The following is a 23,466-nucleotide window of genomic DNA, read 5'->3' on the forward strand; positions in this document are numbered from 1 at the left end:
AGAGAAGTTATATGCCTGTTCATTCTGCATAGTGACTGGCCGTATTGTCGAAATTTCATCCTTTGTTTCATAAAATGTCCGCAAATTTAACGCAAGCGAGGCGCCTGCAAACCGTCTCCCACTAAAGGGACTGTCCACCCCACCGAGTGATCCGCATTGATTGTTAATGCATTCGCACGTCCATCGATAGTGCTGACCGTATGTGGAGCGAAGCAGAACCGGAGGGCGGCACTGGCGATGGAGCATCTTCTGATACCGGTAGCTGGAACCCAGTGAGCTGGGCGACCGGACGATGTTGTAATGCCGCCGCCAAGCTTCGATAGGATCTGAGTCTCGGAAAGCGAGAAGAATATCTCGCTGTTGAGCATTGCATCACGCAGTGCTCGATTGAAGCTTGCGCAGTAACCATTCTCCCATGGTCATCGCAGCGTAAAGTAGAGCGTCTTCACGCCGACTCTCGCCAGCCATTCCTGCACTGCGGCCGCGATAGAATCTGGGCCATTATTGTCGGACCGGATATATGCCAGTGGTCCGCGCCTGACTTACAGTTCAGCTAACGCCGCAAGCTCGTCATCGCACTTGAGCTTGCAGACCACCGGCAGCGCAACACTTTCCCGGCTCGCCTCGTCCATGATCGATAGGATCCGATACTTGCGCCCATCATGTGTCCGGGATACTCCGGTCGAAGCCGGATGCACGATCCGTCGTTCAGCCAGAGCCTGCCGTGCTTCAACTTCGCCACCTGCGCCTCTCCGCGAAGCGGTTCGTGCACCGGCCCAGTTTCGGTAAGGCAGCGAAGTCGATGTCGCAGTATGAAAAACTTACGGGCGCTCTACTGACTGCAAATGGTGTAGTTTGGGCGTGCTTCGACTTTGCCTCACTTTCTGTCTTCGTATCACGCTTTGGGGGCCGCATTGGGGCCATATCGATCATTGATGTTATTTGTCCCAGCAAAATCATAAATTGATTAGTATTTTTGGTTCCCTCCAGCTGCCGGAACACCTGTGACCCCTTCGCGCACCATCCCCTTTATCGTTGTCACCATCTTTATCGACGCGGTCGGTTTCGGGATCATCATGCCCGTGTTGCCGCAACTGGTAATGGAGGTCGGCGCGCTTGATTTGCCGGGGGCGATTACGGTGGGGGCGTGGATTGGCTTTGTCATGGCGGTTGCGACCTTTTTTGCCTCGCCTGTTCTGGGGAATTTATCCGACCGTTTCGGGCGGCGGCGGGTGTTGCTGTTGTCGCTGGGCGGGCTGACGATCGACTATGCGCTGCTGACCGTGGTAGGCACATTGCCATGGCTGTTTATTGCCCGCGCCTTGTCGGGCGTTTTCGGTGGCAGCTATGCCGCCGCTCAAGCCGCCATCGCCGACATCACCCTGCCGGCAGAACGCGCGCGCAGTTTCGGATTTGTCGGTGCGGCCTTTGGCGTCGGCTTTATAGCTGGTCCGGCCATTGGTGGCTTTCTGGGCGAGGTTGGTCCACGCGCGCCCTTTGTTGCGGCGGCGCTTCTCGCGGCCGCCAACCTGCTTTATGGCCTGATGATCTTTCCCGAAACGCTGCCATTGGAGCGGCGGCGCACCTTTGACTGGCGCCGCGCCAATCCGCTCGGCGCGTGGCGCACAATGCGCGGCCTGCCGGGGATGGGTGGCATCGCTACGGTGTTGCTGCTGTGGCAGATGGCCAGCCTGGTTTATCCGCTGACATGGAGTTTTTACTGTATCGCACAGCTGGGGTGGACGCCCGGGATGATCGGCGCCAGCCTGGCCGCTGTCGGAATAATGATGGTCGTGGGGCAGATGTTTGTTGTCGGGCCGATGGTGGCGCATTTTGGCGAGCGCGACACAGCGACCATTGGTATCATTATCGCAGTCGCAACCTATCTTGGTTTTGCATTTGTCACCACAACCTGGGGTGCATTTTTGCTGCTATTGCCCTTCGTCGTGCAATCGGCGATCCAGCCTTCGATCATGGCGCTGATGTCACGGCGCGCGCAGGCCGAGACGCAAGGCGAGGTGCAAGGCATATCGGCGATGGCGATGGGGCTGGGCTCGCTTGTCGCGCCGCTGCTTTTGACGGGCACGATGGCGTGGTTCACCGGCGACGGAGCACCGGTGCAATTCCCCGGCGCGGCCTTTATTGTTTCAGCATTGTTCGGCCTGTTGGCCATCATGATGCTACGCCGCTTGCCGCGCATCACGCGCAGCGCCGACGACCCCGGTCAGATGCCGCCTGCGGTCACCTGAATCCCCGCCAGCGCCAATCCGGCGCTAATCGCTTCGGCGCAGGTTTCGGCGGCGGCCAGATTGGTTGAGCGGACGACGAAATTTGCACCCACCCGGCCTTCGCGGAAAAAAGGATAGCTACCGATCGAGCAGCCGTCGTGCGCGCGTTCGATCTCGCCAAGCAGTGTCGCGACTTCGCTTTCGGCGACCCATCCGCCGAGGGTCACCGAATGGAGCGGCAGTCCGCCCTCCAGCTTGCCGGTCAGCGAATCGAGCATCCCCGCGGTGATATGCGGCACCCCCGCCATGACAAAAATCTTGCCGATCTGAATCCCCGGTGCGCCCGACATGCGGTTGGGAATGAGGTCGGCGCCCTCTGGGACGCGCGCCATGCGAAGCCGCGCCTCGGTCGCGCCGCCGCGCGTGGCATAATAGCGTTCGAGCATCGCGACCGCATCGGGGTGATGCACCACACCCACACCCAGCGCCGCCGCAATGGCATCGACGGTGATATCGTCATGCGTCGGGCCGATGCCGCCGGTGGTGAACAGATAGTCGTTGCGCGCGCGCAGAGCGTTCACCGCCTCGACAATCGTGCTTTCGATATCGGGAACGATGCGGACTTCGGCAAGGCGGATGCCCTGCACATTGAGCCAGCTGGCAATTTGAGCGACATTTTTGTCTTGCGTGCGGCCCGAGAGAATCTCGTCGCCGATCACCACCAGAGCGGCGGTCCAGATGCGGTCCTGTGTCATGCCCCTGCCTTAGCCCGCCGCGATAACAAAACAAGTATCGTGGCTGGCTCCCATAATAATGTTCATGCTATGTTCGATCCGACTCGTGACCAAGGAGACGTCATCATGCCAAGCAACCTGATTTTCTATACCAACCCCATGTCGCGCGGCCAGATTGTCCGCTGGATGCTCGAAGAGGTCGGCGAGCCTTATGAGCAGCATCTGCTCGATTATGACACGACGATGAAGGACGCCGCTTATCTGGCGGTCAATCCGATGGGCAAGGTGCCCGCGATTGCCCATGACGGGCGCGTGGTCACCGAATGTGCGGCGATCTGTGCTTATCTGGCCGATGCCTTCCCCGCCGCCGGTCTGGCCCCTGACCCCGCCAATCGCGCCGATTATTATCGCTGGCTGTTTTTTACAGCGGGGCCGGTCGAGCAAGCGGTCACGTCGAAACATTTCGGACTGGAACCCAAGGGCGAGCAACAGCGGATGGCAGGCTTTGGCACGCTCGAGGCCGCGCTTGATGCGCTGGCGGGCGCGGTGGACGGCAAAGCCTTTGTCGCGGGCGACCGCTTTAGCGCCGCCGATGTCTATATCGGCAGCCAGATCGATTGGGGCCTGCAATTTGGCACCATGCCCAGCCGCCCCGAATTTGAAGCCTATGTCGCGCCGTTGCGCGAGCGCGCGGCGTATAAGCGCGCCAAGGAGATCGACAATGGCCTGATCGCGGCAATGGAAGCAGCAGCACCAGCTTAAGCGAGCGGGTCTGCCCCTCCCCAAATGAAAAGACCCGGTGGATCGCTCCGCCGGGCCTTTCCAATGTGATTATCGCGGGTGCGATCAGTTGCGGCTGCCGAACAGGCGCAACAGGAACATGAACATGTTGATGAAGTCGAGGTAGAGGTTGAGCGCCCCCATCACCACCGACTTGCCGACAAAATCGGTGCCGCGAACATGGAAATACATGCTTTTGATCTTTTGCGTGTCATAGGCGGTCAGACCCGCAAAAATCAGCACGCCCAATATGCTGATGCCCAGCGACAGAGCGCTCGACTGCACGAAAATGTTGATGACCATCGCAACCAAAATGCCGACAACGCCCATGATCAGGAAGGTGCCGAAACCCGACAAATCCTTTTTGGTCGTATAGCCATAGAGGCTAAGCCCCGCGAAGGCTGCGGCGGTCGCAAAGAAGGTCTGCGCGATCGAGGTGCTGGTATAGACGATGAAGATCGTCGACATCGACAGGCCCATCACCACAGCAAAGCCCCAGAAAATCGCCTGAGCGGCCGGGGTCGACAGTTTGTTGATGCCAAAGCTGAGCACCATGACAAAGGCCAGCGGCGCCAACGCCACGACCCACATCAGCGGGCTGCCGATCAGCGAGGTGGCAAAGCCGGACCGGAATGCCAGCAAGGCCACGACGCCAGTGAGCAGCACGCCCGACGCCATATAGTTGTAAACCGACAGCATGTACGACCGCAGGCCGGCATCAACGGCTGCGTCCATCGCTCCTGCGTTGGTCGGAAAACCGGATGCCGCATTGCGCGGATCGTTCCAATTAGCCATGTTAAGTCTCCAAAAGGGGTCGGCCCATACCGACCATAGGGTCAATATCGGCATTTTCATCGCGTCTTTCAAGCGAAACCGGACAAATTCGATTCTCCCCGTCCCGCGACGGCACATGACCATGACATCTGACGTGGCACCCATTATGCTGCCGCTGTCATGTCGACCCACCGCCTATTCGTCGCCCTGCGCCCGCCGCGCGCGATTCGACAACTGCTTTTGGACGCGATGCACGGCCTTGCCGGCGGACGCTGGCAGAATGACGATCAATTGCACCTGACCCTGCGATTCATTGGCGAGGTTGACCATCATCAGGCCGAGGATATTGCCGCCGCGCTCGGCGCGCTCCACTCGACTGCTATCACGGCGCAGATCGCCGGGGTCGATATGTTCGAGCGACGCGGGCGTCCGCATATGGTGTGGGCGAAAGTCGAGCCTTTTGCGCCGCTGACCGCGCTCCACCGCAAGGTTGACCAGATATTGAGGCGGGTCGGTGTGGCTCCCGATGCCCGTGCCTTCCTGCCGCATATCACGCTGGCGCGGCTCAATCGCGGATCGGGGCCGGTCGCACCGTTCATTGCGCTTCACAACGACCTGACGAGCCCAAGCTTCGCCTTTTCCCATGTGACGCTGTATGAAAGCGAGCTCGCGCATGGCGGGTCGCGCTATCATCCGGTCGCGCGCTATCCGCTCGATCCCGAGGGTGAAGCGCCTGCTTGCTCGTCTTTGACCAGCGCCGCCGCGACTGAGGAAACATCGGCCCAGGTCGCGGCAAATCCATCAGCAGCGCCAAAATAAGGATCGGCGAGCGGCTCTCCTTCGCGGCCCGGCACCACATCAAGCATCAGCATCAGTTTTGCCGGGGCCTTGGCGGGGCGTAGCGCGCGCAAATCGTCCAGATTTTCATGATCGGCGGCCAAAATGAGGTCAAAGTGATGAAAATCATCAGGATCAACCTGCCGCCCGCGCAAAGCGGAGATGTCGACGCCATGCCGCCGCGCTTCGGCCTGCGCCCGCTCGTCCGGGGGATCGCCGATGTGCCAGTCTCCCGTTCCGGCGCTATCAAGTCGCGCCTTCAAACCGGCAGCGGCAAAGACCGCGCGCGCCGCGCCTTCGGCCATCGGCGAGCGACAGATATTGCCAAGGCAGACGAATAAAATGGCCGGTGCGGGCATCAAGGCTTCCTTTCATGCACTGCTCTGCTAGCAAGGTCAGGCAGAAAGCGACAGCCCGCCCGGGCCAGTTGCCCGCACAGGGAGAAGTTTGCCGATGGCCAGTCAACCGACAGAAATTCTGCCTTCCGAATCCATAGAAAAGGCGTCGCCTTATGCGTGGTATGTGCTGTCGGTTTTGGTTCTCATCTATGTGCTCAATTTCGTTGACCGCAACATATTGTCGATCCTTGCCGAGGATATAAAGGCTGATCTGGGCCTTGATGATAGCCAGCTTGGCTTTCTCTATGGCACGGCCTTCGGGGTCTTTTACGCACTGTTCGGCATCCCGCTCGGCAAGCTCGCCGATAGTTGGCATCGCGTGCGGTTGATGACGTTGGGCCTGTCGATCTGGTCGGCGATGACCGCCTTGTCGGGCTTTGCGCGCAGTTTCGGGACCATGTCGGTGGCGCGGATCGGCGTCGGCATCGGCGAGGCGACCGCCAGCCCTGCCGCTTATTCATTGATTTCGGACTGGTTTCCCAAGCGTATGCGCGCCACCGCGCTCGCCATTTACTCGTCGGGGCTTTATCTGGGTGGCGGTATTTCGCTCGCGATTGGCGGGCTGATCGTCAAAAACTGGAACAGCCATTTCCCCGATGGAGGGCCATTAGGCCTCGTCGGCTGGCAAGCGGCATTTATGGCGGTCGGCCTGCCCGGACTGCTGTTGGCGGTGCTGGTTTTCACCTTACGCGAACCCATCCGCGGCCAGTCGGAAGGGCTGATTACACCGCCCTCACCTGACCCGTTCCGCGGTTTCGCGCAGGAATTATTCGCGATCATTCCGCCCTTTACCTTCGTCGGCGCGGCCCGGCGTGGCTTTGGCGCACTGCTGGTCAATATCGGCGGGGCGGCCATCATAACAGCTCTGGCCTGGCTGCTGTACCGCGTGACCGGAAACGGCCAGCAATGGGCGGCCATCGGGATTGGCTATTATGCCATTTTCAGCTGGGCCACCGGCCTGCGCCATCGCGACCCCCCCGCCTTCGCCCTGATTTGGGGCAGCCCTGCCTTTCTGACCACTATCCTTGGCTATGGCATGGTCGCCTTTCTTTCCTATTCGGTCGCTTTCTGGGCACCGCCCTATGCCATTCGCGTGCTGGGACAGGATCCCGCGCTGGTAGGCTTTGTTCTGGGCGGACCGGGCGCGCTGGCCGGGTTCCTGGGCGTCATCATGGGCGGCGCGCTGGCCGACAGGCTGCGCAAACGTAACGAGGCGGGGCGCTTGCTGGTGGTGATGTTCGGGCTGCTTGCGCCGGTCATCCCGCTGGTCATCGCCTTTACGACCAGCAATGTGCTGCTCTTTTACATTCTCAATTTCTTCATATCGCTATTCGCCAGCTCGGCGCTGGGGGCGGCGGCGGCGACGAGTCAGGATCTGGTGCTGCCGCGTATGCGCGGGATCGCGACCGCCACCTTCTTTCTCGCGACAACCCTCATCGGGCTGGCGCTTGGCCCCTATCTGGCGGGACAGGTTTCCGCCGCCACCGGCAGCCTGTCGACCGGCGTCTTGTCGATATTGATCGCAGCCCCCATCGGGACAGTCTTGTTGATGGCCGCCTATCGCTTGGTCCCCAAAGCCGCATCAAGCGTTGTCGAACGCGCCCGCGCCGCGGGTGAGCAGATTTAGGGTTTCTGCGCGGAGCGCCTGCGTTAGGGTCTCTAACCGTCTACCGGCGGCAAAGTGATCACGCCGCACGCCACCCGCGCGCCGCTGTTGCCGCTGGGGTCGGTCTTCATGTCATCGGGACCGGCGTGGATGACGATGGCGGCACCGTCGGCATCTAATAGTCCTTCGGGACCAGAAAGCGGCGTGCCGACCAGCCTGAATGATGCACGGCCGATGGTGTTGGAAGCGATCTCCAGATTGGGGAGGTCGCCATGATGGGCGCCAAGCGGGTTGTCGCGACCATGCTGCGCACCGGTCGGGTTCCAATGCCCACCTGCGCTGGAGAAAGTCGGGCCGACGCATTGGCCGGTGGTGTGAATGTGCATACCATAACTGCCCGCAGCAAAGCCGCGCGCGACGACTTCGACCCGCAGGCCGCTGTTGTCCTTGAAGATGTCCACATGACCGCGATCCGCGCCGCGTGCATCAACAAGCTGAGCAACGGCATCAGGGACCGGCAGTTTCGTTTTGGGTCCGCCGCCAAAGCCCGCACAGCCGGACAGCGCGAGCGCTGCGGCCACGCCGATCCCGCCCAAAGTCAGGCGGTTCGAAAGATGATGAAAACTGGTCATGCGGCTCCCCTTTTATAACGGCGTGCGAATCGCGATGGCGTCGCCCTACGCGATGATATTGCAGGGAGAAGAATGCGCCTAATCGGCGGCGGTTCCAATAGCGATATGTTTGAAACCATGACGAATGACTTCGTCATGTGGATAAATATTGCGCAGGTCGACGAGCACGCGATCGGCCATGCTGTCGCCAATCCGTTCCAGATCAAGCGCGCGAAAAGCATCCCATTCGGTGACGATGGCGACCGCGTCGGCCCCCTCTGCCGCATCATAAGCGCTGTCTTTCATCACCACCTGCGGCATCATCGGCGCAGCGGTCTCCATGCCTTCGGGGTCATAAGCGGTCACAGTCGCCCCTGCGTCGAGTAGCGTCTGTACAATCGCCAGGCTGGGCGAATCGCGCATGTCATCGGTGTTGGGTTTGAAGGTCAGACCGAGCAGCGCGACGCTTTTACCCCGTGCGTTTCCGCCTAGTGCCTGAACTATTTTTCGCCCCATCGCGCGTTTACGCAGGTCATTGGCGAGAACGGTTGCCTCGACCAGACGCAGCGGCACATCATTGTCCTGCGCGGTTTTGAGCAAGGCCAATGTATCTTTGGGGAAACAGCTTCCGCCATAGCCTGGTCCAGCGTGGAGGAATTTGCCGCCGATGCGGTTATCAAGCCCGATACCGCGCGCCACATCCTGCACCTCTGCACCAACGGCTTCGCACAGATCGGCGATTTCATTGATGAAGGTGATTTTGGTCGCAAGGAACGCATTGGCGGCATATTTGATCATTTCGGCCGTGCGGCGGCGCGTCACGACAATCGGCGCTTCGTTAAGGAAAAGCGGACGGTACACCTCACGGAGCACCGCTTCTGCCCGCTCATCCTCTGCACCAAGCACGATGCGGTCGGGGCGTTTGAAGTCACCAATTGCCGCCCCTTCGCGCAGAAATTCGGGATTGGAGGCAACCCGGTGTGAGCGGTCAGGCGCGCCTTCGCGCAAAATGCGCTCAACCTCGTCGCCGGTACCGACGGGGACCGTCGATTTTGTGACGATGACACAATCATGGTCCAGTGTTTCAGCGAGTTCCTGGGCCGCGCCAAACACATAGGTCAGGTCGGCATGGCCATCGCCGCGCCGCGACGGCGTTCCGACCGCGATGAACACGGCATCGGCATCGGCGACTGCCGGCGCCAGTTCGGTGGTGAAAGACAGGCGGCCAGCGGCGACATTGGCAGCGACCAACGCATCGAGACCTGGTTCAAAAATCGGCATTTGACCGGCGTGCAGCGCCGCGATCTTTGAGGCATCCTTGTCGACGCAGACGACGTCGTGGCCAAAATCGGAAAAGCAGGCCCCGGAAACCAAGCCGACATAGCCTGTTCCGATCATGGCGATTTTCATCTGTGCAGACCTTTTCTTGCAGGGGGAGGAGTGGACGCTCGCATGGGCGGGTCCAACGATTCTGTCAAACGGGCCGGGGATTTAGAGCGAAATAGCCCAAAGGGAAAGGGCCGCGAATCACTCGCGGCCCTTCCTCTATTCACGCAATCGCCAATCAAAGATCAGAAGGCGCGGGCATATTGTTCGTTACCAACAAAGCCCAACTTGCCCACTCCGCTCCGCTTGATCGTTGCCATCACGCGGTCAACGATGAAATAGCGCGCATAGGGCGTCGGTTGAACCTGCAGTTCCGGTTCGACCGGCAAAGCCTTTGTAGCCTCAAGATTAGAGGCCAGCTGGGCATAATCCACCGGCGTGCCGTTCCAGGTGATGACGCCATTGTCGTCGATCATCACCTTATTCTTCTCTGGATCGACATCGTTCGGATTGTCGGTCGGGATAGGCAGATCAATCTTCACCGCGTGCGTCTGCACCGGCAAGGTGATGATGAACATGATCAACAGCACCAGCATCACGTCGATGAGCGGCGTTGTGTTCATTTCCATCATCGGCTGGTCAGGATCAGTTGTGCCTACAGCCATGGACATGAGTATATTCCTTCATTTCAATCGGGCAGCGCCCTTAGATGCGGCCCAGCGTTGCCGAACCCGGTGCCGGTTCGGAAATAAAGCCGATCTTTTGGAAACCCGCAAATTGCATGGTATAAATCACCCCGCCGATGCACTGATACGGCGTGTAAATATCGCCGCGAATATGCACTTCAGGGAAATTATCCTCGGTCAGATTCTCGGCCCCGCCAACATCTTTGACCAGCTGTTCCAGCTTGGCCGTGCCACGGCTGAGCAGCTGTTTGGAATCGACACGCGTGTCGCCCCAATAGACTTCGCACGCCGTGCTCTCTGGATTGGGCTGGCCATCGCCATCGGTATCGGCCGACCGCACGGACAACAGCACATTCTCTGGCTTTGTCGTTGTCGGTTCGAACTGCACATCGGGCAGCTTCAATGGCACCGTCTTCAACACCACGGGGACCGTGATGAGAAAGATGATCAACAGCACCAACATAATATCCACGAGCGGGGTCGTGTTGATGTCGGACATCGGGGCATCTTCGCCCTTATCGCCTACACTCATCGCCATCGGATCAGCATCCTGTCACATAAAATTGCATCATTTCACCTGCGCTTCCCGGCAAAGAATTTGTTCCTTTGTCCGGTCTGACCAGGCAGGAGTCCGGCATGTCACCGCCGTCAAGGGCGATGCCGTGCCAGACCCCGCGCCTGTCATCAGGCCTTTTTCGGAGCCGCAGCAGGCGCCTTGGCAGGCGCAGCCGTGGTCACAGGCTTGACCTGACCGTTCGACATGATCGAACCGAGCACATCGTTCGAGAAGGTCGAAAGGTTACGGGCAATCGCCTTGTTGCGGCCTTGCAGCCAGTTAAAGGCAAGCACAGCGGGAACCGCCACGATCAGACCAATAGCGGTCATGATCAGCGCCTCACCAACCGGACCAGCAACGGTATCGATCGAAGCCTGACCCGACGCACCAATTTTCACAAGGGCGCGCAGAATACCGATAACCGTACCGAACAGACCAACGAACGGAGCCGTTGAACCCACGGTTGCCAAGAAGGCCAGTCCGCCATTGAGTTTCGAATTGATGTGGTTCTGTGACCGTTCGAGCGTGCCGTGCATCCAGTCATGCGCTTCGACCGGGTTGGTCAGCTTGTCATGTTCCGTATTTGCACGCAGGCCGTCTTCGACAACCTGACGATAGGCGCTGTTCTTTTCGAGTTTGGCCATGCCGTCGGCGAGCGTCGGGGCGCGCCAGAAATTGGCATCCACGGCCTTGCCCTGGCTCATCACCTTATTCTGTTCGAACAATTTGGTGAACAGGATGTAGAGCGTGCCAACAAACATGATCAGAAGGACCAAGAAGGTCACCTGCGACACGATCCCGCCCTGACAAAGCGCAGGAACCAGACCATAGGGGCTATCCCCTTCCTTCACGACACACATCGCTGACGGAATAAGGCTGAGGCCGCCCGATTCGCCACCGTGAGCAGCGGCTGCGGTTGCGATCAAATTCATCATTGTAGCTATTCCCTCTCAAAAATTCTGAATACAAAAATTCAATAAAATTCCAAAAACCGCCTGATTACCGTGGAATTTGCCAACGAATCCGGTTGCTGTACGTGCCACCAGTTTCATTGCCATTGCGATCCTTGCCCGGGTTGAAGCGGGCGCGGCGTGTAATCAGTTTGCATGTGGTTTCATCAAGGTCGGAATGGCCGCTCGATGAGGTCACAGTACAAGAGGTCACACGACCATCCGTATTATAGGTCACCCTGAATCCCGTGGTGCCTTCGCGCTCTTCGCGCTGAGCCCGGGCGGGATAATCGTCATTGGTCGCCCAGCGGCCCGGGTTGCCCCTGGGGGTACCCGACTGACTCAGATCGGGAGCCGGCGGCGCAGGCGGAGCCGGCGGCACAAAAACCGGCGGATTGCGTGGCGGCGTCGGAATCGACTGAATAGCTGGCGCACTAACCGGCGGCGTGAACTTGGGCGGCGGCGTCACCACGGGTGGTGGCGGCGGCAGCTTGTTCTCCGGCGGCGGCGGCGGCGGCGGCTCTTCGGGTGGAGGTGGTTCTTCCACATCCACCACAGCTAATTTTTCGGCAATTTTCTTGACGATGCTGATGTTCAGGCCGTTCACCAGGCCATAGCCCAATGTTGCCGTGAACAAGCCAACCAAGACAATGGCCACTACCCTGTTTTTAGGGTCTGTCGTATCACCATAAGCCATTCAGGGACGACGCTCCTTGCTAGATCATCCTGTCACCAATCCGAACCGACGGGAAAGGTTGCCCAGCAGGCTCGGATAATTTCCGATGCTCTGTGCAGACCCGGCGGCTTGCGGTCGACTTGATTATATTCTGATCGACCACTTAACGCCGTCCTATCGCGGTGGAGGCGAGTTCGCAAACCCTTTATCATTGGTTAATGTAGGTTATCCCATGATAGCATGTCTGTGAGCCGATATCGGCCGCCCCATAAGGAAAGTATGTATTTGATGCGACGGCTCCCCTCTGTAGTTCTGGCTTGCTCACTTGGGTTAGGCGTTTGTTTTTCAACGCCTTCTTTTGCGCAAACCGCCCCCAGCTTTGCGACCGAAACAGCCAGCCCCTATAGTTATGCCGACATCGCCGACCTGGCGACTGCAGCCCCGATGACCATTCACGCGCGCATCCGCAAGGCGGTGGCGTTGAAGCCTGAAAGAACGCCTGGCCTCTCTCCAGCGCTCGCAAGGCTCTATATTGAGGCCGATGTCATCAGCCTGATTCGTGGACGCGGTCCGCTGGCCGCCTCGATTGCCTATCTGGTGGACCTGCCACGCCTTCCGAACGGAAAGCCCCCGAAGCTGAAGAAAAAGCAGCCCGTATTGCTGTTTGCCCGGCCTGCCCCCGCCAGCGGCCCCGGATCGGCCGCAACCGGGGCGGTGCGGCTGATTTCGCCTGACGCCCAGTTGATCTGGGACCCGGCGACCGAAGCGCGACTACGCGCTATATTGGCCGAGTTGGTCAAGCCGGGCGCGCCGCCAGCAATCACAGGAATCGCCAACGGTTTTCATGTCGCTGGCACCTTGCCCGGCGAGGGTGAGACGCAATTATTCTTCAACACGGCGACCAACGAACCCATGTCGCTGTCCATTTTGACTGCGGCGAACGGCTCGCGGCACTGGACCGCTGCCTTTGGCGAGATTGTCGACGAATCGGCCGCAGCACCAGCACGCAATACGCTTGCCTGGTATCGACTCGCCTGCGGTTTGCCGCGCAAGCTGCCCTTATCCAAACTGGGGGGAACGGCGGCGCCCGACCGGGCCAAGGCCGCCGATGACTATAGCTATGTCCTCGCCGCGCTGGGCGACTGTCCACGCACCCGCACCCCGCCACCCGCCCAATAGCGGGTGTGCGCCATCACGATTCGGCGCATTGCGGGCTTGTTTCAGTGCCAAAAGCCGATAGGGGCGCGGAGGAGCGCGGGCCGTCGCCTGCGAAATTGACCATCGGAGCGCCCACATGTCCCCCCAATCGCCCTCGTCCCCTGCCCGCCCGCCGCTTCGCGTAGCTCTGGCCGGTGTTGGCGTTGTCGGCGGCGGAGTCGTCCGTCTGCTCGAGGCGAATCGCGCCTTGATTACCCGGCGGGCCGGGCGGCCTATCGAAATTGTCGCACTGGCTGCGCGCGACCGACACAAGGATCGCGGCATCGATCTGTCCGCCTATCGCTGGGAAGATGATATGGCGGCGCTGGTCGCCGCCGATGACGTCGATGTTGTGGTCGAGATGATGGGCGGAGCCGATGGCGCAGCGCTCGATCTGGCGCGACAGACATTAAGCGCGGGCAAGGCGCTGGTCACGGCCAACAAGGCGATGATCGCCCATCACGGGCTCGATCTCGCGCGAATCGCCGAACAGGCCGACACGCCCCTGAAATATGAAGCCGCTGTCGCGGGCGGAATTCCGGTCATCAAAGCGATTCGCGAAGGCGCCTCGGCCAATCAGATCGCGCGCGTTTATGGCATTTTGAATGGCACCTGTAATTATGTCCTGACCCTGATGGAGCGCGAGGGGGCGAGTTTCGACGACGCGCTGGCCGCCGCACAGGCCGAAGGCTTTGCCGAAGCCGACCCGAGTTTCGACATTGGCGGCATCGATGCCGCGCACAAATTGTCGATTCTGGCCGCGCTCTGTTTTGGCACCAGCCTCGATTTTCATGCGGTGACGACAACGGGAATCGAAGCAGTGATTGCCGCCGATATTCGTGAAGCCGAGGCGCTGGGCCATCGCGTTCGCCTGATCGGCATGGCCGAACGCATGGGCGACGCGCTCTATCAGCATGTTCAGCCCTGCCTCGTCCCCGCCGATCATCCGCTGGCCTATGTTCCCGGATCGCTCAACGCCGTGGTGGCAGAGGGCAATTTCGTCGGTCGCCTGTTCTTTGAGGGCGCAGGTGCAGGCGCGGGGCCGACGGCATCAGCCATCGTTGCCGACATCATCGACATTGCGCGCGACGAATATGGTCCCGCCTTTGCCATGCCCGTCGATTCGCTCGATCAGGCCCCCGCCGCCGACGGCGGAGCGCGGGTCGGCAAACATTATGTCCGCCTGATTGTCGAAGATCGCATCGGGGTGCTCGCCGAAATCGCCGCCGCCATGCGCGACGCCAATGTGTCGATCGAAAGCTTTATCCAGCGGGGCAATGGCGACGATGACCGCGTTGCCATCGTCCTCGTTACCCACGAAGGCCCGGCACGCGCGGTTCAGGCGGCGCTGGACGCCCTCGCGGCATCAGACCATGTCATCGGCGCGCCGATGCAGATGCCGATATTGGCCCTCTAAACCTTATCGTTCATCGGGCTCCGTCGTCCCATCACGGTCGGGATCGGTCATTTTTTTCGACAGTTCGAAAAGCGGATTAAATTCGGGCGGAGAGCCATAGTGGCCACCCATCGAGTGCCAGTTAAACGGTAATTTACTAAGTGTGGCCGCGTTAGCAGGCGGGGCTGGCGGGATGCTGTCCTTGGTCGATTGCCCAATACCGGCAATCGCACGCAGTTCGGACGACAGCCGATTTTCATCTGTATCGTTCCCGCACACCACAATGGCCCCGTCGCTGGAGGGCTGACATCGGCGGACGGGATCGGTCAGTTGATGGCTTCGTGCAATCGCCGTTTCGGCATCCCGTGCAGGAGGCGAAACGGTCTGGGCAACAACAGCTGACGCCGGTGTCGTCAGCATGACGCAGGCTGCGAGCTTTGCACCAAATGGCATCAAGCTCGCTCGACAAGTGACGCGCACAACCATATGGCGCGCATCATGCCCAGCGGGCGCAGTAAGTAAAGACGGAGAGCAAATATGGCGAAGACCGATAGCAACCTTGATCGGGTGCTCGTGCTGGAAATGGTACGCGTAACCGAAGCGGCAGCGATTGCCGCAGCCAAGCTGATCGGTCGCGGCGATGAAAAAGCCGCCGATGCCGCCGCCGTCGAAGCGATGCGCGCTGCCTTTAACAACCTGTATATGGACGGCACCGTCGTCATCGGTGAGGGCGAACGCGACGAAGCTCCGATGCTGTATATTGGCGAGAAAGTCGGCAACGCGCCCGGCAAAGGTCCCAAGATTGATATCGCGCTCGACCCGCTGGAAGGCACGACGATCACCGCCAAATCCGGCCCCAATGCGCTCGCCGTACTAGCGATTGCCGAAGAGGGATGCCTGCTCAACGCCCCCGACGTCTATATGGACAAGCTGGCGGTCGGGCCGGGCTATTCGCCCGACATCGTCAATTTTGGCAACAGCATCCGCGAGAATGTCGAGGCCGTCGCCAAGGAACGCGGCTGCTCGCCCGCCGACATCATGGTGTGCGTCCTCGACCGGCCGCGCCACGAGGCGATGATTGCCGAGCTGCGCGCCATCGGCTGCGGCGTTGCGCTAATCCCTGATGGCGACGTCGCAGGCGTGATCGCGACGACCAACCCCGACACCAATATCGACATTTACATGGGCAGCGGCGGCGCGCCAGAAGGCGTGCTGGCGGCGGCGGCTTTGCGCTGTGTCGGCGGACAATTCAAGGGCCGGTTGATCTTTCGCAACGACGACGAACGCCGCCGCGCCGCCAAATGGGGGGTCGAAGACCTCAACCGCGTTTACGACCTGCACGATCTGGCCAAGGGCGATGTCATTTTCGCCGCGACGGGCGTCACCGACGGCAGCCTGCTCGACGGCGTCAAAATCCGCCGCGACGGCATGATGACCACCGAAAGCGTCGTCATGCGCGCCTCGTCCGGCACCGTGCGCTGGGTCAAAGGCGAACACCGGTTAGGATGAGGCGGAGGCTGCGTGCAGCGCGCGAGCGACGTGATCGCCGACGATCCAGTTGCTGGCATCGGCAATGAAGAGATAAGTGGATTCATGGCTGACGATTGTTGCGCCAGTAAAGGCAGGGAACTCGAACGACTTGTCAGGCAAGCCGATCAGCGGCGCATTCTTTTGATTGTGCTCGCGATTAATGCCGTCATGTTCGTGGCAGAATTTTCCGCCGGTATCATCGCCGGATCGACGGCGCTGATTGCCGACAGCGTCGATATGCTGGGTGACGCCCTTGTCTATGGCCTAAGCATTTTTGCCATTTCTCGCAGTGATCGGTGGAAAGGTGGGGCGGCCCTCGCCAAGGGTGTTTTCATTCTGGCGTTCGGGGTCGGCATCCTTGTTGATATCGCCATCAAGATGAAGACAGGCGTGCCCCCCTCTTCGTCGCTCATGATGATATTCGGCGGAATTGCCTTGATCGCCAATTTGACCTGCCTTCGCTTGTTGTGGCGTTTCCGGGCGCAGGATGTGAACATGTCCAGCACATTTGAATGTTCGCGAAACGACGTGATTTCCAATGTCGGCGTGCTCATGGCGGCGGGTGCGGTTGCAGCGACAGCATCGCCATGGCCTGACATCATCGTTGGCGGCATCATCGCTGCTCTGTTCCTCAGATCAGCCGTGCGCGTCATTCGCCAGTCGCTGCCCAGCTTCGGCTTGGCATAACTGCAGCGCGCTCAGCCCTTCGCGCGCGAGCGCTTGCTCTCAGAATATCCCCGCCTTAATCCCTTCGGCCAGCGCTGCACCCATGTCACGCGCCTCGGCCAGCCGGTCCTTCGCAATCACCTTGTCTGCCAATATCGCTTCGGGCGTTTGCGCGTCGGTGTTGACGATGATTGGATCAGCGACGCGCTTGAGTCGCCAGCCGGTTGCGATGCGGTCGAGTTGGCGTTGGGCATTTTCGCCGTCGGAGCCTGCACAGATAATCGTGGCATAGGCGCGTCCCTCGATCTGGCCGAGGCAGGGGTAATAGCAGCGGTCGAACATCTCTTTCATCGCGCCCGACAGCGCGGCGAGGTTTTCGGGGCCGACGAACAGATAGGCGGCGGCAGCGATCAGATGATCGGGGGTGACATCCTGTGCCGCGACCTGTTGCACCTCAACATCGCTGGTGTCGTTGGCTCCCTTGGTCGCCGCATCAGCCAGCGCGCGGCTGCCGCCTGTGCGGCTGTGCCAGATGATCAGCAGAACGGGGGGCGCATTACTCATGCCGACACAACAGCACGCCCGCCGCGCGCTGTCGAGCCGCTTGCCAAACATCAGGTCACGGCGCAGACTTGGCCGAAATAACTGGGGAGATTATCATGTATCGCACCTTGGCCCTGCTGCCAGCCCTGCTGCTTTCGACAACGGCACTGGCCCAAGACGTCGCCAGCGACGCCACAAAGGCTTCGCAAGCCGCCGTCGCGGCGCGACTGGCGCTCGACGATCCGCAAGATTTTGCCAACGCATCGCGTGGCAAGCTGGCCGAGATCCCCGATGGCCTGATCACCGGCAAGGACGGCGCGATTGTGTGGGACTCACGGCCCTATGCGTTCCTGCAATCCGAGAAGGCGCCTGCGACGGTCAATCCCTCGCTCTGGCGACAGGCGCGGCTCAACGCCATCCACGGCCTGTTCGAAGTGGTGCCCGACAAGGTGTGGGAATTGCGCGGCTATGACCTGTCGGTAATGACGGTGATTCGCGGCAAGACCGGCTGGATCATTGTCGATCCCTTGCTGAGCGAGGAAACGGCAGCGGCAAGCTGGGCGCTATTCGAGCGCACCATCGAACCCACAGGCCCCAAGCGGCCGATCCGCGCCATCATCTTTTCGCACAGCCACAGCGATCATTTCGGCGGCGTCGGCGGCATCGTGACGCCCGAGCAAGTGGCGAAAGAGCATATCCGCATCATCGCCCCGCACGGATTTTCCGAAGAAGCGATCGCCGAAAATGTCCTCGCCGGCAATGCGATGAGCCGCCGCGCGCTCTATATGTTCGGTTCGATCATCCCCCCGGGACCAACCGGACAGGTCGACACCGGATTGGGGCCGCGCCTGTCCGCCGGAACCATCGGTTATATGGAGCCGACCGAGACTGTTCCTGCAACCGGCGGCAATCTCACTATCGACGGGCTGGAGTTTCAGGTCATGGATGCGGGCGGGACCGAAGCCCCCGCCGAAATGGTGTTTTATATTCCCGCCTATAAGACGCTGCACACGACCGAGGTTGTCACCCATAATCTGCACAATATCCTGACCATGCGCGGCGCGCAGGTCCGCGATGCGCTGCGTTGGTCCAAAGTCATTGATGCCATTTTGCTGCGCTGGGGCGATAAGGCCGAGGTGGCGCTGGGGTCACATCATTGGCCGACCTGGGGACAGGCGGCGGTCAAAAAATTGCTCACCGACCAACGCGATGTCTATCGCTATGTTCACGACCGGACCCTGTTCGCGGCAAATCGCGGGGCCACCCTGCACGAACTGGCCGACCAGACCCCCGAAGCCCCGGTGCAGGGCCATGATTTTTCAACGCGCGGCTATTATGGCACGCTCAACCACGACATGAAGGCGACCTATCAGCGTTATTTCGGCTGGTGGGACGGCAATCCCGCCACCTTCAACCCGCTGCCCCCCGAGCAAAGCGCAGTCAAATATGTCGCACTCGCAGGCGGTGCCGACAAATTGCTGGCCGCCGGACGGGCCGCCAATGCCAGCGGGGATTATCGGTGGGGCGCTGAATTATTGAACAAGCTGGTCTTTGCCCAGCCCGACAACAGCGCAGCAAGGGAGGCGCTGGCATCGGCCTATGACCAGTTGGGCTATCAGGCGGAATCGGGATCGTGGCGCAACTATTATCTCGCCGCCGCCGCCACGCTGCGCGGCACCGAGACGCAGAATATTTCGCGCAACGGGCAAAGCCGCAGCTTTATCAGTGCCATTCCGACCCCGTCCTTCTTCGATGCGCTTGCCATGCGCTTTGACGCGGCGAAGGGCAAGGAGCTTGCGGGCACCTTCCAGTTCCTGCTGCCCGACAGCAAGGAGCAGGTCGCGGTGGTGGTCGAGGGCGGGGTCGAATTCCCCCGCTATGGCCAGCGCGACCCCGCACCGACCGCCGTCATCACCGTCAACCGCGCGACGCTTGACGATGTTATGCTGGGCGCGGCGAGTTTTCCGGCACTGTTGCAATCGGGCGCCATCAAGGTCGAGGGCGACAAGGCCGCTTTCCTGTCATGGTTTGCACTACACCCGCCAGTTGACCCGCGGTTTAACGTGGTTGTTCCCTAATCCGGTTGTTCCCAAGGCCGGTTCGGCATAACAGATAGGCATGACAGACAGCGCACCGGCTTTCCCCGACCCCCATGATCTTTCGGACTTTTTGCCGTCCGAAGGGCTGGAGCCTATCGATCCGGCCTTTGCCCATGTGCTGCGCATCCATATCGCGCTCAACGCGATCCCGCTGGCCATTGGGGCGACCGTGCTCGACAATATGGTAATTGAACGGATAGGCGGCCCCTTTGGCCTGCTGAGCGTGCTGGGCTGGCTGTTGGCGATTATCGCCATTGTGACCATCCCCTCGCGCCGGGCGCAGCGTTGGGGCTTTCACATGTCCTCCGACCAGATTCGCGTTGCGCGCGGCTGGTTGGTACGCACCGACACCATCGTCCCCTTTGTCCGCGTTCAGCATATCGATGTCGGCCAGGGTCCGGTCGAGCGCCTGTTTGGCCTGTCGCATCTTGTCGTCCACACATCGGGCACGCACAATAGCACCGTCACCCTGCCTGGGCTGCACGGCGATTTGGCGGCGGCGATGCGCGAGACGATCCGCCACCATATCCAGACCGATTTTGCATGACCGACACCATCGCCGGCGACCCAAAATGGCAGCGACTTCACCCGCTCTCGCTGGCGCTGGCGATCGTCCGGTTGGGGCCGCAATCGCTCAACATGATTCCGGCGCTGGCGGCGATCGGCATTGCGGGTAAATGGATTTACGTCGTTCCGGCGCTGCTGTTTTTCCTGCTCGCGTCGCTCGTCACTGCCTGGCTGCGCTGGGTGCGGTTTCGCTATTATATCGGCGCGGACGAGATGGCGATCGAAAGCGGAATTTTTGCGCGTCAGCATCGGACCATCCCCTTTGACCGCATTCAGGATGTCAGCATCGAACAAGGGCTTGTCGCGCGCGCACTGGGCATTGCAAAGGTGGGGTTCGAAACGGGGGCCAGCAGCAAGGGCAAGGGCGATGATGCCAATCTCAACGCCATCGGGCTGACCGAGGCGCAGCAATTGCGCGCAGTCATCCGCGCCCACCGCACCGATTTGGCCGCAACCCCGGCAACCGACGGGCAAGGCACGACCGCAACGCCCGCCATGGAAGAGCGGTTGCTGTTTGCGATGGGGCCGCGCCAGTTGCTGCGCGCCGGACTCTTCAACTTCTCGCTCGCCGCGCTTGCCGTCGTCGCCGCTGGCGCGCAGTTTTTCGACAATTGGCTGCCGTTTAATTTCTTCAATCCTTATGATTGGATCAATATCGCGGCGGAATATGGTTTCGGGAATTGGGTGATCGCGCATCAGTGGATCGCCGCGCTGGGGGCGCTGATTTCGTTACTGCTGATCGGATTTGGTACCGGCATCGCGACGACATTTCTGACCAATTGGGATTTTCGCCTGACCCGCGAGCCACGCGCGCTGCGCCGGACGCGGGGGCTGACCACCCGCACCGATGTCGCCATCCCGCTGCGCCGTGTTCAGGCCGCGATCATGGTCACCGGCTGGCTGCGCAAGCGTTTTGGTTGGCACGAACTGCGGCTGCAAAGTCTGGCGAGCGACAGTGCCAAGGAAAAGGATCATCAGGTCGTCCCCTTTGGCCAGCTTGCCGATATGGATGCGGTGCTGGCCGAGATTGGAATCGCGCGGCCACAGGCGGACGCAACATGGTTCCACAGCCATCCGATCATCGCACTGGGCGGCATCATCGGCGCCATTATGACGGCCATGGGCGGGCTGATTGCCCTATGGCTCGGCACCGGTTTCGGCTGGATCGCTCTGTTTGCCGCGCCGCTGGTTTTGGGATTCGCGCTGTTCGAGATACGGCATCACCGCTGGGCGGAGCTAGCCGACAAGCTGGTCATCGGACGCGGTTTCTGGACGCCCAAACTGACCCTGTTGCCGCACGCATCGGTGCAAAGCATCGACCTCAAAAGCAATTTCATCCTGCGCCCGTTCGGCCTTGCAACTTTGGTGTTCGGGGTTCCCGGCGGCAGCGGCCTTGGCGCGCATAGGGTCGAGGCCATGCCATATGCCCAAGCCGTCGCGCTGCGCGATCAGATGCTAAGCGCACGAACGGAGACACACAAATGAGCGACACCGCGCTGGGCATTGACCGGTCGATCAGCGGCCAGCCCTGGCATTGGCGTCGGGCCAGCGCCGACATGGCGCAGGAAAATCTGGCGCCCGACGATCTGGTCACCCAATTATTGCTCGCGCGCGGGGTCACGCGCGATGATCTGGAGCGACAGCGTAACCCGACGCTGCGCGGCTTCATGCCCGATCCGGCGCTGTTTCAGGATATGGACGCCGCCGCCGCGCGGCTCGCCGATGCCGTTGTGGCGGGTGAAGCGGTGACGATTTTCGGCGATTATGACGTCGACGGCGCGACCTCTGCCGCGCTGCTCGTCCGCCTGCTCCGCGATCTGGGTCTGCCCGTCGGCGCCTATATCCCCGACCGGTTGATGGAAGGCTATGGCCCGTCGGGCGCGGCGCTGGTCAAGATTGGCGAAGCGGGGTCGCGGCTGGTCGTCACCGTCGATTGCGGCGCGCAGGCGTTCGACGCGATTGCAGAGGCCAAGGCGGCGGGGGTCGAGGTGATCATCGTCGACCATCACCAATGCGCGACGACACTTCCCGACGCCTTTGCAGTGGTCAATCCGAACCGGCTCGACGAAGTTCCCGAGGCCGCCGCGCATGGCAATTTGGCCGCCGTCGGCGTCGCCTTTCTGCTCGGCGCGGCGCTGCTCCGCACCTTGCGCGCACGCGGCTTTTTCAGGGATCGCAAAGAACCCGCGCTCATTGACCTGCTCGACCTTGTGGCGCTCGGCACCGTCGCCGACGTGGCGCGGCTCACCGGCTTCAATCGCGCGCTGGTCACCCAAGGCCTTAAAATCATGGCGCGGCGCGGCAATGTCGGCCTCTCCGCCCTGATGGATGCGGCGCGGCTGACCCGCCCACCGGGGGCCAGCGACATGGGTTTTGCGCTCGGACCGCGCATCAACGCGGGAGGGCGCGTCGGCAAATCGGATCTGGGCGTCCGCCTGCTCACCACGTCCGACCCGCAGGAAGCCGCCGACATTTCGCAGGAACTCAACCGCCTGAACGAGGAACGCCGGGCCATCGAAGCCGCCGTGCTCGAACAGGCAATGGAAGCGAGCGGCGGCACCGCCAATGCGCCGGTCGCGATTGTCGCGGGCGCGGGTTGGCACCCCGGTGTCATCGGCATCGTCGCCGGACGACTCAAAGAGAAACTGCACCGCCCCGCCATCGTCATCGCGCTTGATGAAGACGGCACCGGCAAGGGGTCGGGTCGCTCGATCAGCGGCGTCGATCTGGGCGCGGCGATTCTTGCCGCCAAGGAAAGCGGCCTGCTGATCGCGGGCGGCGGCCATGCCATGGCGGCGGGGCTGACCGTCGCGGGCGACAAAATCGACGCGCTCGGCGCTTTTCTCAACGACCGCCTCGCCGCCGATGTCGAGCGGGCGAGCGGCGAAAAATCCTTGCTGATCGACGCCGTGCTCGCGCCGCGCGGGATCAGCCCGCTATGGTGCGAAGCGATTGAGTCGGCAGGCCCCTATGGTTCGGGCTGGCCCGCACCGCGCGTTGCGACGGGTCCAGTCCGTATCATCGAATCGGGAATCGTCGGCACCGACCATGTCCGCCTGATCGTTGCGGGCGATGATGGCGGGCGGTTCAAGGCCATCGCCTTTCGCAACGCGACGAGCGAATTGGGGCAAACCCTGCTCAACGCACGCGGCGGACGCAAATTATGGCTCGCCGGACGTGCCAAGCGCGACGATTGGGGCAGCCGCCCCGCCGCCGAACTGCATCTGGAGGATGCGGCCTGGGCAGAATAGCCATGGTCAGGCCAGCTTTTCTGCGGTCGATAGATGCGAAGGCTTGACCCCTAGG

Annotated in this window: 23 protein-coding genes and 1 pseudogene; 12 read left to right on the forward strand and 12 right to left on the reverse strand. The window is 61.1% G+C overall.

The window, feature by feature from the left end; genetic code table 11:
* Nucleotides 1–163 precede the first annotated feature (163 nt).
* Nucleotides 164–730: pseudogene (locus tag ACR3XE_RS01150) on the reverse strand (integrase core domain-containing protein); the annotation flags it as partial.
* A 274-nt stretch (nt 731–1,004) separates the two neighbouring features.
* Between ACR3XE_RS01150 and ACR3XE_RS01155 the strand changes: the two are divergent.
* Nucleotides 1,005–2,249, forward strand: a complete 1,245-nt coding sequence (locus ACR3XE_RS01155; RefSeq protein ID WP_473699395.1) for an MFS transporter — start codon at nt 1,005–1,007, stop codon at nt 2,247–2,249.
* Here the strand turns inward: ACR3XE_RS01155 and ACR3XE_RS01160 are convergent.
* Nucleotides 2,225–2,983, reverse strand: a complete 759-nt coding sequence (locus tag ACR3XE_RS01160; RefSeq protein ID WP_486185854.1) for a competence/damage-inducible protein A — start codon at nt 2,981–2,983, stop codon at nt 2,225–2,227. The genes ACR3XE_RS01155 and ACR3XE_RS01160 overlap by 25 nt on opposite strands.
* Before the next feature lie 105 nt (nt 2,984–3,088).
* On the opposite strand from ACR3XE_RS01160, the gene ACR3XE_RS01165 reads away from it, so the two are divergent.
* Complete coding sequence (locus tag ACR3XE_RS01165) at nt 3,089–3,724, forward strand: glutathione S-transferase family protein (protein WP_473699394.1); 636 nt, start codon at nt 3,089–3,091, stop codon at nt 3,722–3,724.
* Nucleotides 3,725–3,808: 84 nt separating this feature from the next.
* Here the strand turns inward: ACR3XE_RS01165 and ACR3XE_RS01170 are convergent, their stop codons facing one another.
* Complete coding sequence (locus tag ACR3XE_RS01170; RefSeq protein ID WP_473699393.1) at nt 3,809–4,537, reverse strand: Bax inhibitor-1/YccA family protein; 729 nt, start codon at nt 4,535–4,537, stop codon at nt 3,809–3,811.
* A gap of 228 nt (nt 4,538–4,765) precedes the next feature.
* On the opposite strand from ACR3XE_RS01170, the gene thpR reads away from it, so the two are divergent.
* On the forward strand, nt 4,766–5,335 hold the full coding sequence (gene thpR / locus ACR3XE_RS01175) for an RNA 2',3'-cyclic phosphodiesterase (protein WP_486186037.1): 570 nt from the start codon (nt 4,766–4,768) through the stop codon (nt 5,333–5,335).
* Here the strand turns inward: thpR and ACR3XE_RS01180 are convergent.
* Nucleotides 5,221–5,712, reverse strand: coding sequence for a low molecular weight protein-tyrosine-phosphatase (locus ACR3XE_RS01180; protein ID WP_473699391.1), 492 nt, complete (start codon nt 5,710–5,712; stop codon nt 5,221–5,223). The two genes, thpR and ACR3XE_RS01180, sit on opposite strands and share 115 nt — an antisense overlap.
* Nucleotides 5,713–5,806: 94 nt before the next feature.
* On the opposite strand from ACR3XE_RS01180, the gene ACR3XE_RS01185 reads away from it, so the two are divergent.
* Nucleotides 5,807–7,378, forward strand: a complete 1,572-nt coding sequence (locus tag ACR3XE_RS01185; protein WP_486185855.1) for a spinster family MFS transporter — start codon at nt 5,807–5,809, stop codon at nt 7,376–7,378.
* 32 nt (nt 7,379–7,410) lie between these two features.
* On the opposite strand, the gene ACR3XE_RS01190 is transcribed toward ACR3XE_RS01185, so the two are convergent.
* From ACR3XE_RS01190 to ACR3XE_RS01215, 6 genes are all read right to left on the reverse strand, one after another.
* Nucleotides 7,411–7,989 (reverse strand): superoxide dismutase family protein, encoded by a 579-nt coding sequence (locus ACR3XE_RS01190; protein WP_473699390.1) that lies wholly within the window; start codon nt 7,987–7,989, stop codon nt 7,411–7,413.
* Nucleotides 7,990–8,067: 78 nt separating this feature from the next.
* The gene (locus ACR3XE_RS01195) at nt 8,068–9,378 is read right to left on the reverse strand and encodes a UDP-glucose dehydrogenase family protein (protein ID WP_486185856.1); all 1,311 of its coding nucleotides are present in this window, start codon (nt 9,376–9,378) and stop codon (nt 8,068–8,070) included.
* Between the two features lie 161 nt (nt 9,379–9,539).
* Entirely contained in the window at nt 9,540–9,965 is a 426-nt protein-coding gene (locus ACR3XE_RS01200; protein ID WP_473699389.1) for an ExbD/TolR family protein, read from the reverse strand.
* 34 nt (nt 9,966–9,999) lie between these two features.
* A complete protein-coding gene (locus ACR3XE_RS01205) occupies nt 10,000–10,518 on the reverse strand; it encodes an ExbD/TolR family protein (protein ID WP_473699388.1) in 519 nt (172 codons plus the stop codon).
* A 146-nt stretch (nt 10,519–10,664) separates the two neighbouring features.
* Nucleotides 10,665–11,471, reverse strand: a complete 807-nt coding sequence (locus ACR3XE_RS01210; protein ID WP_473699387.1) for a MotA/TolQ/ExbB proton channel family protein — start codon at nt 11,469–11,471, stop codon at nt 10,665–10,667.
* A 64-nt stretch (nt 11,472–11,535) separates the two neighbouring features.
* On the reverse strand, nt 11,536–12,183 hold the full coding sequence (locus ACR3XE_RS01215; RefSeq protein WP_473699386.1) for an energy transducer TonB: 648 nt from the start codon (nt 12,181–12,183) through the stop codon (nt 11,536–11,538).
* A 423-nt stretch (nt 12,184–12,606) separates the two neighbouring features.
* Here ACR3XE_RS01215 and ACR3XE_RS01220 point away from each other — a divergent pair, with 423 nt between their 5' ends.
* The gene (locus ACR3XE_RS01220; protein ID WP_473699385.1) at nt 12,607–13,341 is read left to right on the forward strand and encodes a hypothetical protein; all 735 of its coding nucleotides are present in this window, start codon (nt 12,607–12,609) and stop codon (nt 13,339–13,341) included.
* 115 nt (nt 13,342–13,456) lie between these two features.
* Nucleotides 13,457–14,776, forward strand: coding sequence for a homoserine dehydrogenase (locus tag ACR3XE_RS01225; protein ID WP_486185857.1), 1,320 nt, complete (start codon nt 13,457–13,459; stop codon nt 14,774–14,776).
* Nucleotides 14,777–14,779: 3 nt separating this feature from the next.
* On the opposite strand, the gene ACR3XE_RS01230 is transcribed toward ACR3XE_RS01225, so the two are convergent.
* A complete protein-coding gene (locus ACR3XE_RS01230) occupies nt 14,780–15,208 on the reverse strand; it encodes a hypothetical protein (RefSeq protein ID WP_473699384.1) in 429 nt (142 codons plus the stop codon).
* 84 nt (nt 15,209–15,292) lie between these two features.
* Here ACR3XE_RS01230 and glpX point away from each other — a divergent pair, with 84 nt between their 5' ends.
* Together glpX and ACR3XE_RS01240 are read left to right on the forward strand one after the other, a co-directional pair.
* Nucleotides 15,293–16,264, forward strand: coding sequence for a class II fructose-bisphosphatase (gene glpX, locus ACR3XE_RS01235; protein WP_473699383.1), 972 nt, complete (start codon nt 15,293–15,295; stop codon nt 16,262–16,264).
* Nucleotides 16,265–16,276: 12 nt separating this feature from the next.
* The gene (locus ACR3XE_RS01240) at nt 16,277–16,972 is read left to right on the forward strand and encodes a cation efflux transmembrane domain-containing protein (RefSeq protein ID WP_486185858.1); all 696 of its coding nucleotides are present in this window, start codon (nt 16,277–16,279) and stop codon (nt 16,970–16,972) included.
* Between the two features lie 39 nt (nt 16,973–17,011).
* Here the strand turns inward: ACR3XE_RS01240 and ACR3XE_RS01245 are convergent, their stop codons facing one another.
* Nucleotides 17,012–17,515, reverse strand: coding sequence for a flavodoxin family protein (locus ACR3XE_RS01245; protein ID WP_473699380.1), 504 nt, complete (start codon nt 17,513–17,515; stop codon nt 17,012–17,014).
* 95 nt (nt 17,516–17,610) lie between these two features.
* Here ACR3XE_RS01245 and ACR3XE_RS01250 point away from each other — a divergent pair, with 95 nt between their 5' ends.
* From ACR3XE_RS01250 to recJ, 4 genes are read left to right on the forward strand one after another with little or no spacing between them, the layout of a single operon-like run.
* On the forward strand, nt 17,611–19,572 hold the full coding sequence (locus ACR3XE_RS01250) for an alkyl/aryl-sulfatase (protein ID WP_473699379.1): 1,962 nt from the start codon (nt 17,611–17,613) through the stop codon (nt 19,570–19,572).
* A 40-nt stretch (nt 19,573–19,612) separates the two neighbouring features.
* The gene (locus ACR3XE_RS01255) at nt 19,613–20,140 is read left to right on the forward strand and encodes a PH domain-containing protein (RefSeq protein ID WP_473699378.1); all 528 of its coding nucleotides are present in this window, start codon (nt 19,613–19,615) and stop codon (nt 20,138–20,140) included.
* Nucleotides 20,137–21,645 carry a PH domain-containing protein gene (locus ACR3XE_RS01260; RefSeq protein ID WP_486185859.1) on the forward strand — a complete coding sequence of 503 codons (1,509 nt, stop codon included), beginning with the start codon at nt 20,137–20,139 and terminating at the stop codon, nt 21,643–21,645. Before ACR3XE_RS01255 ends, ACR3XE_RS01260 begins: the two co-directional genes overlap by 4 nt.
* Entirely contained in the window at nt 21,642–23,411 is a 1,770-nt protein-coding gene (recJ, locus tag ACR3XE_RS01265; protein ID WP_486185860.1) for a single-stranded-DNA-specific exonuclease RecJ, read from the forward strand. The genes ACR3XE_RS01260 and recJ overlap by 4 nt, the downstream gene beginning before the upstream one ends.
* Nucleotides 23,412–23,466: the final 55 nt, after the last annotated feature.

This window comes from Sphingopyxis sp. 10G20-10, assembly GCF_057365075.1.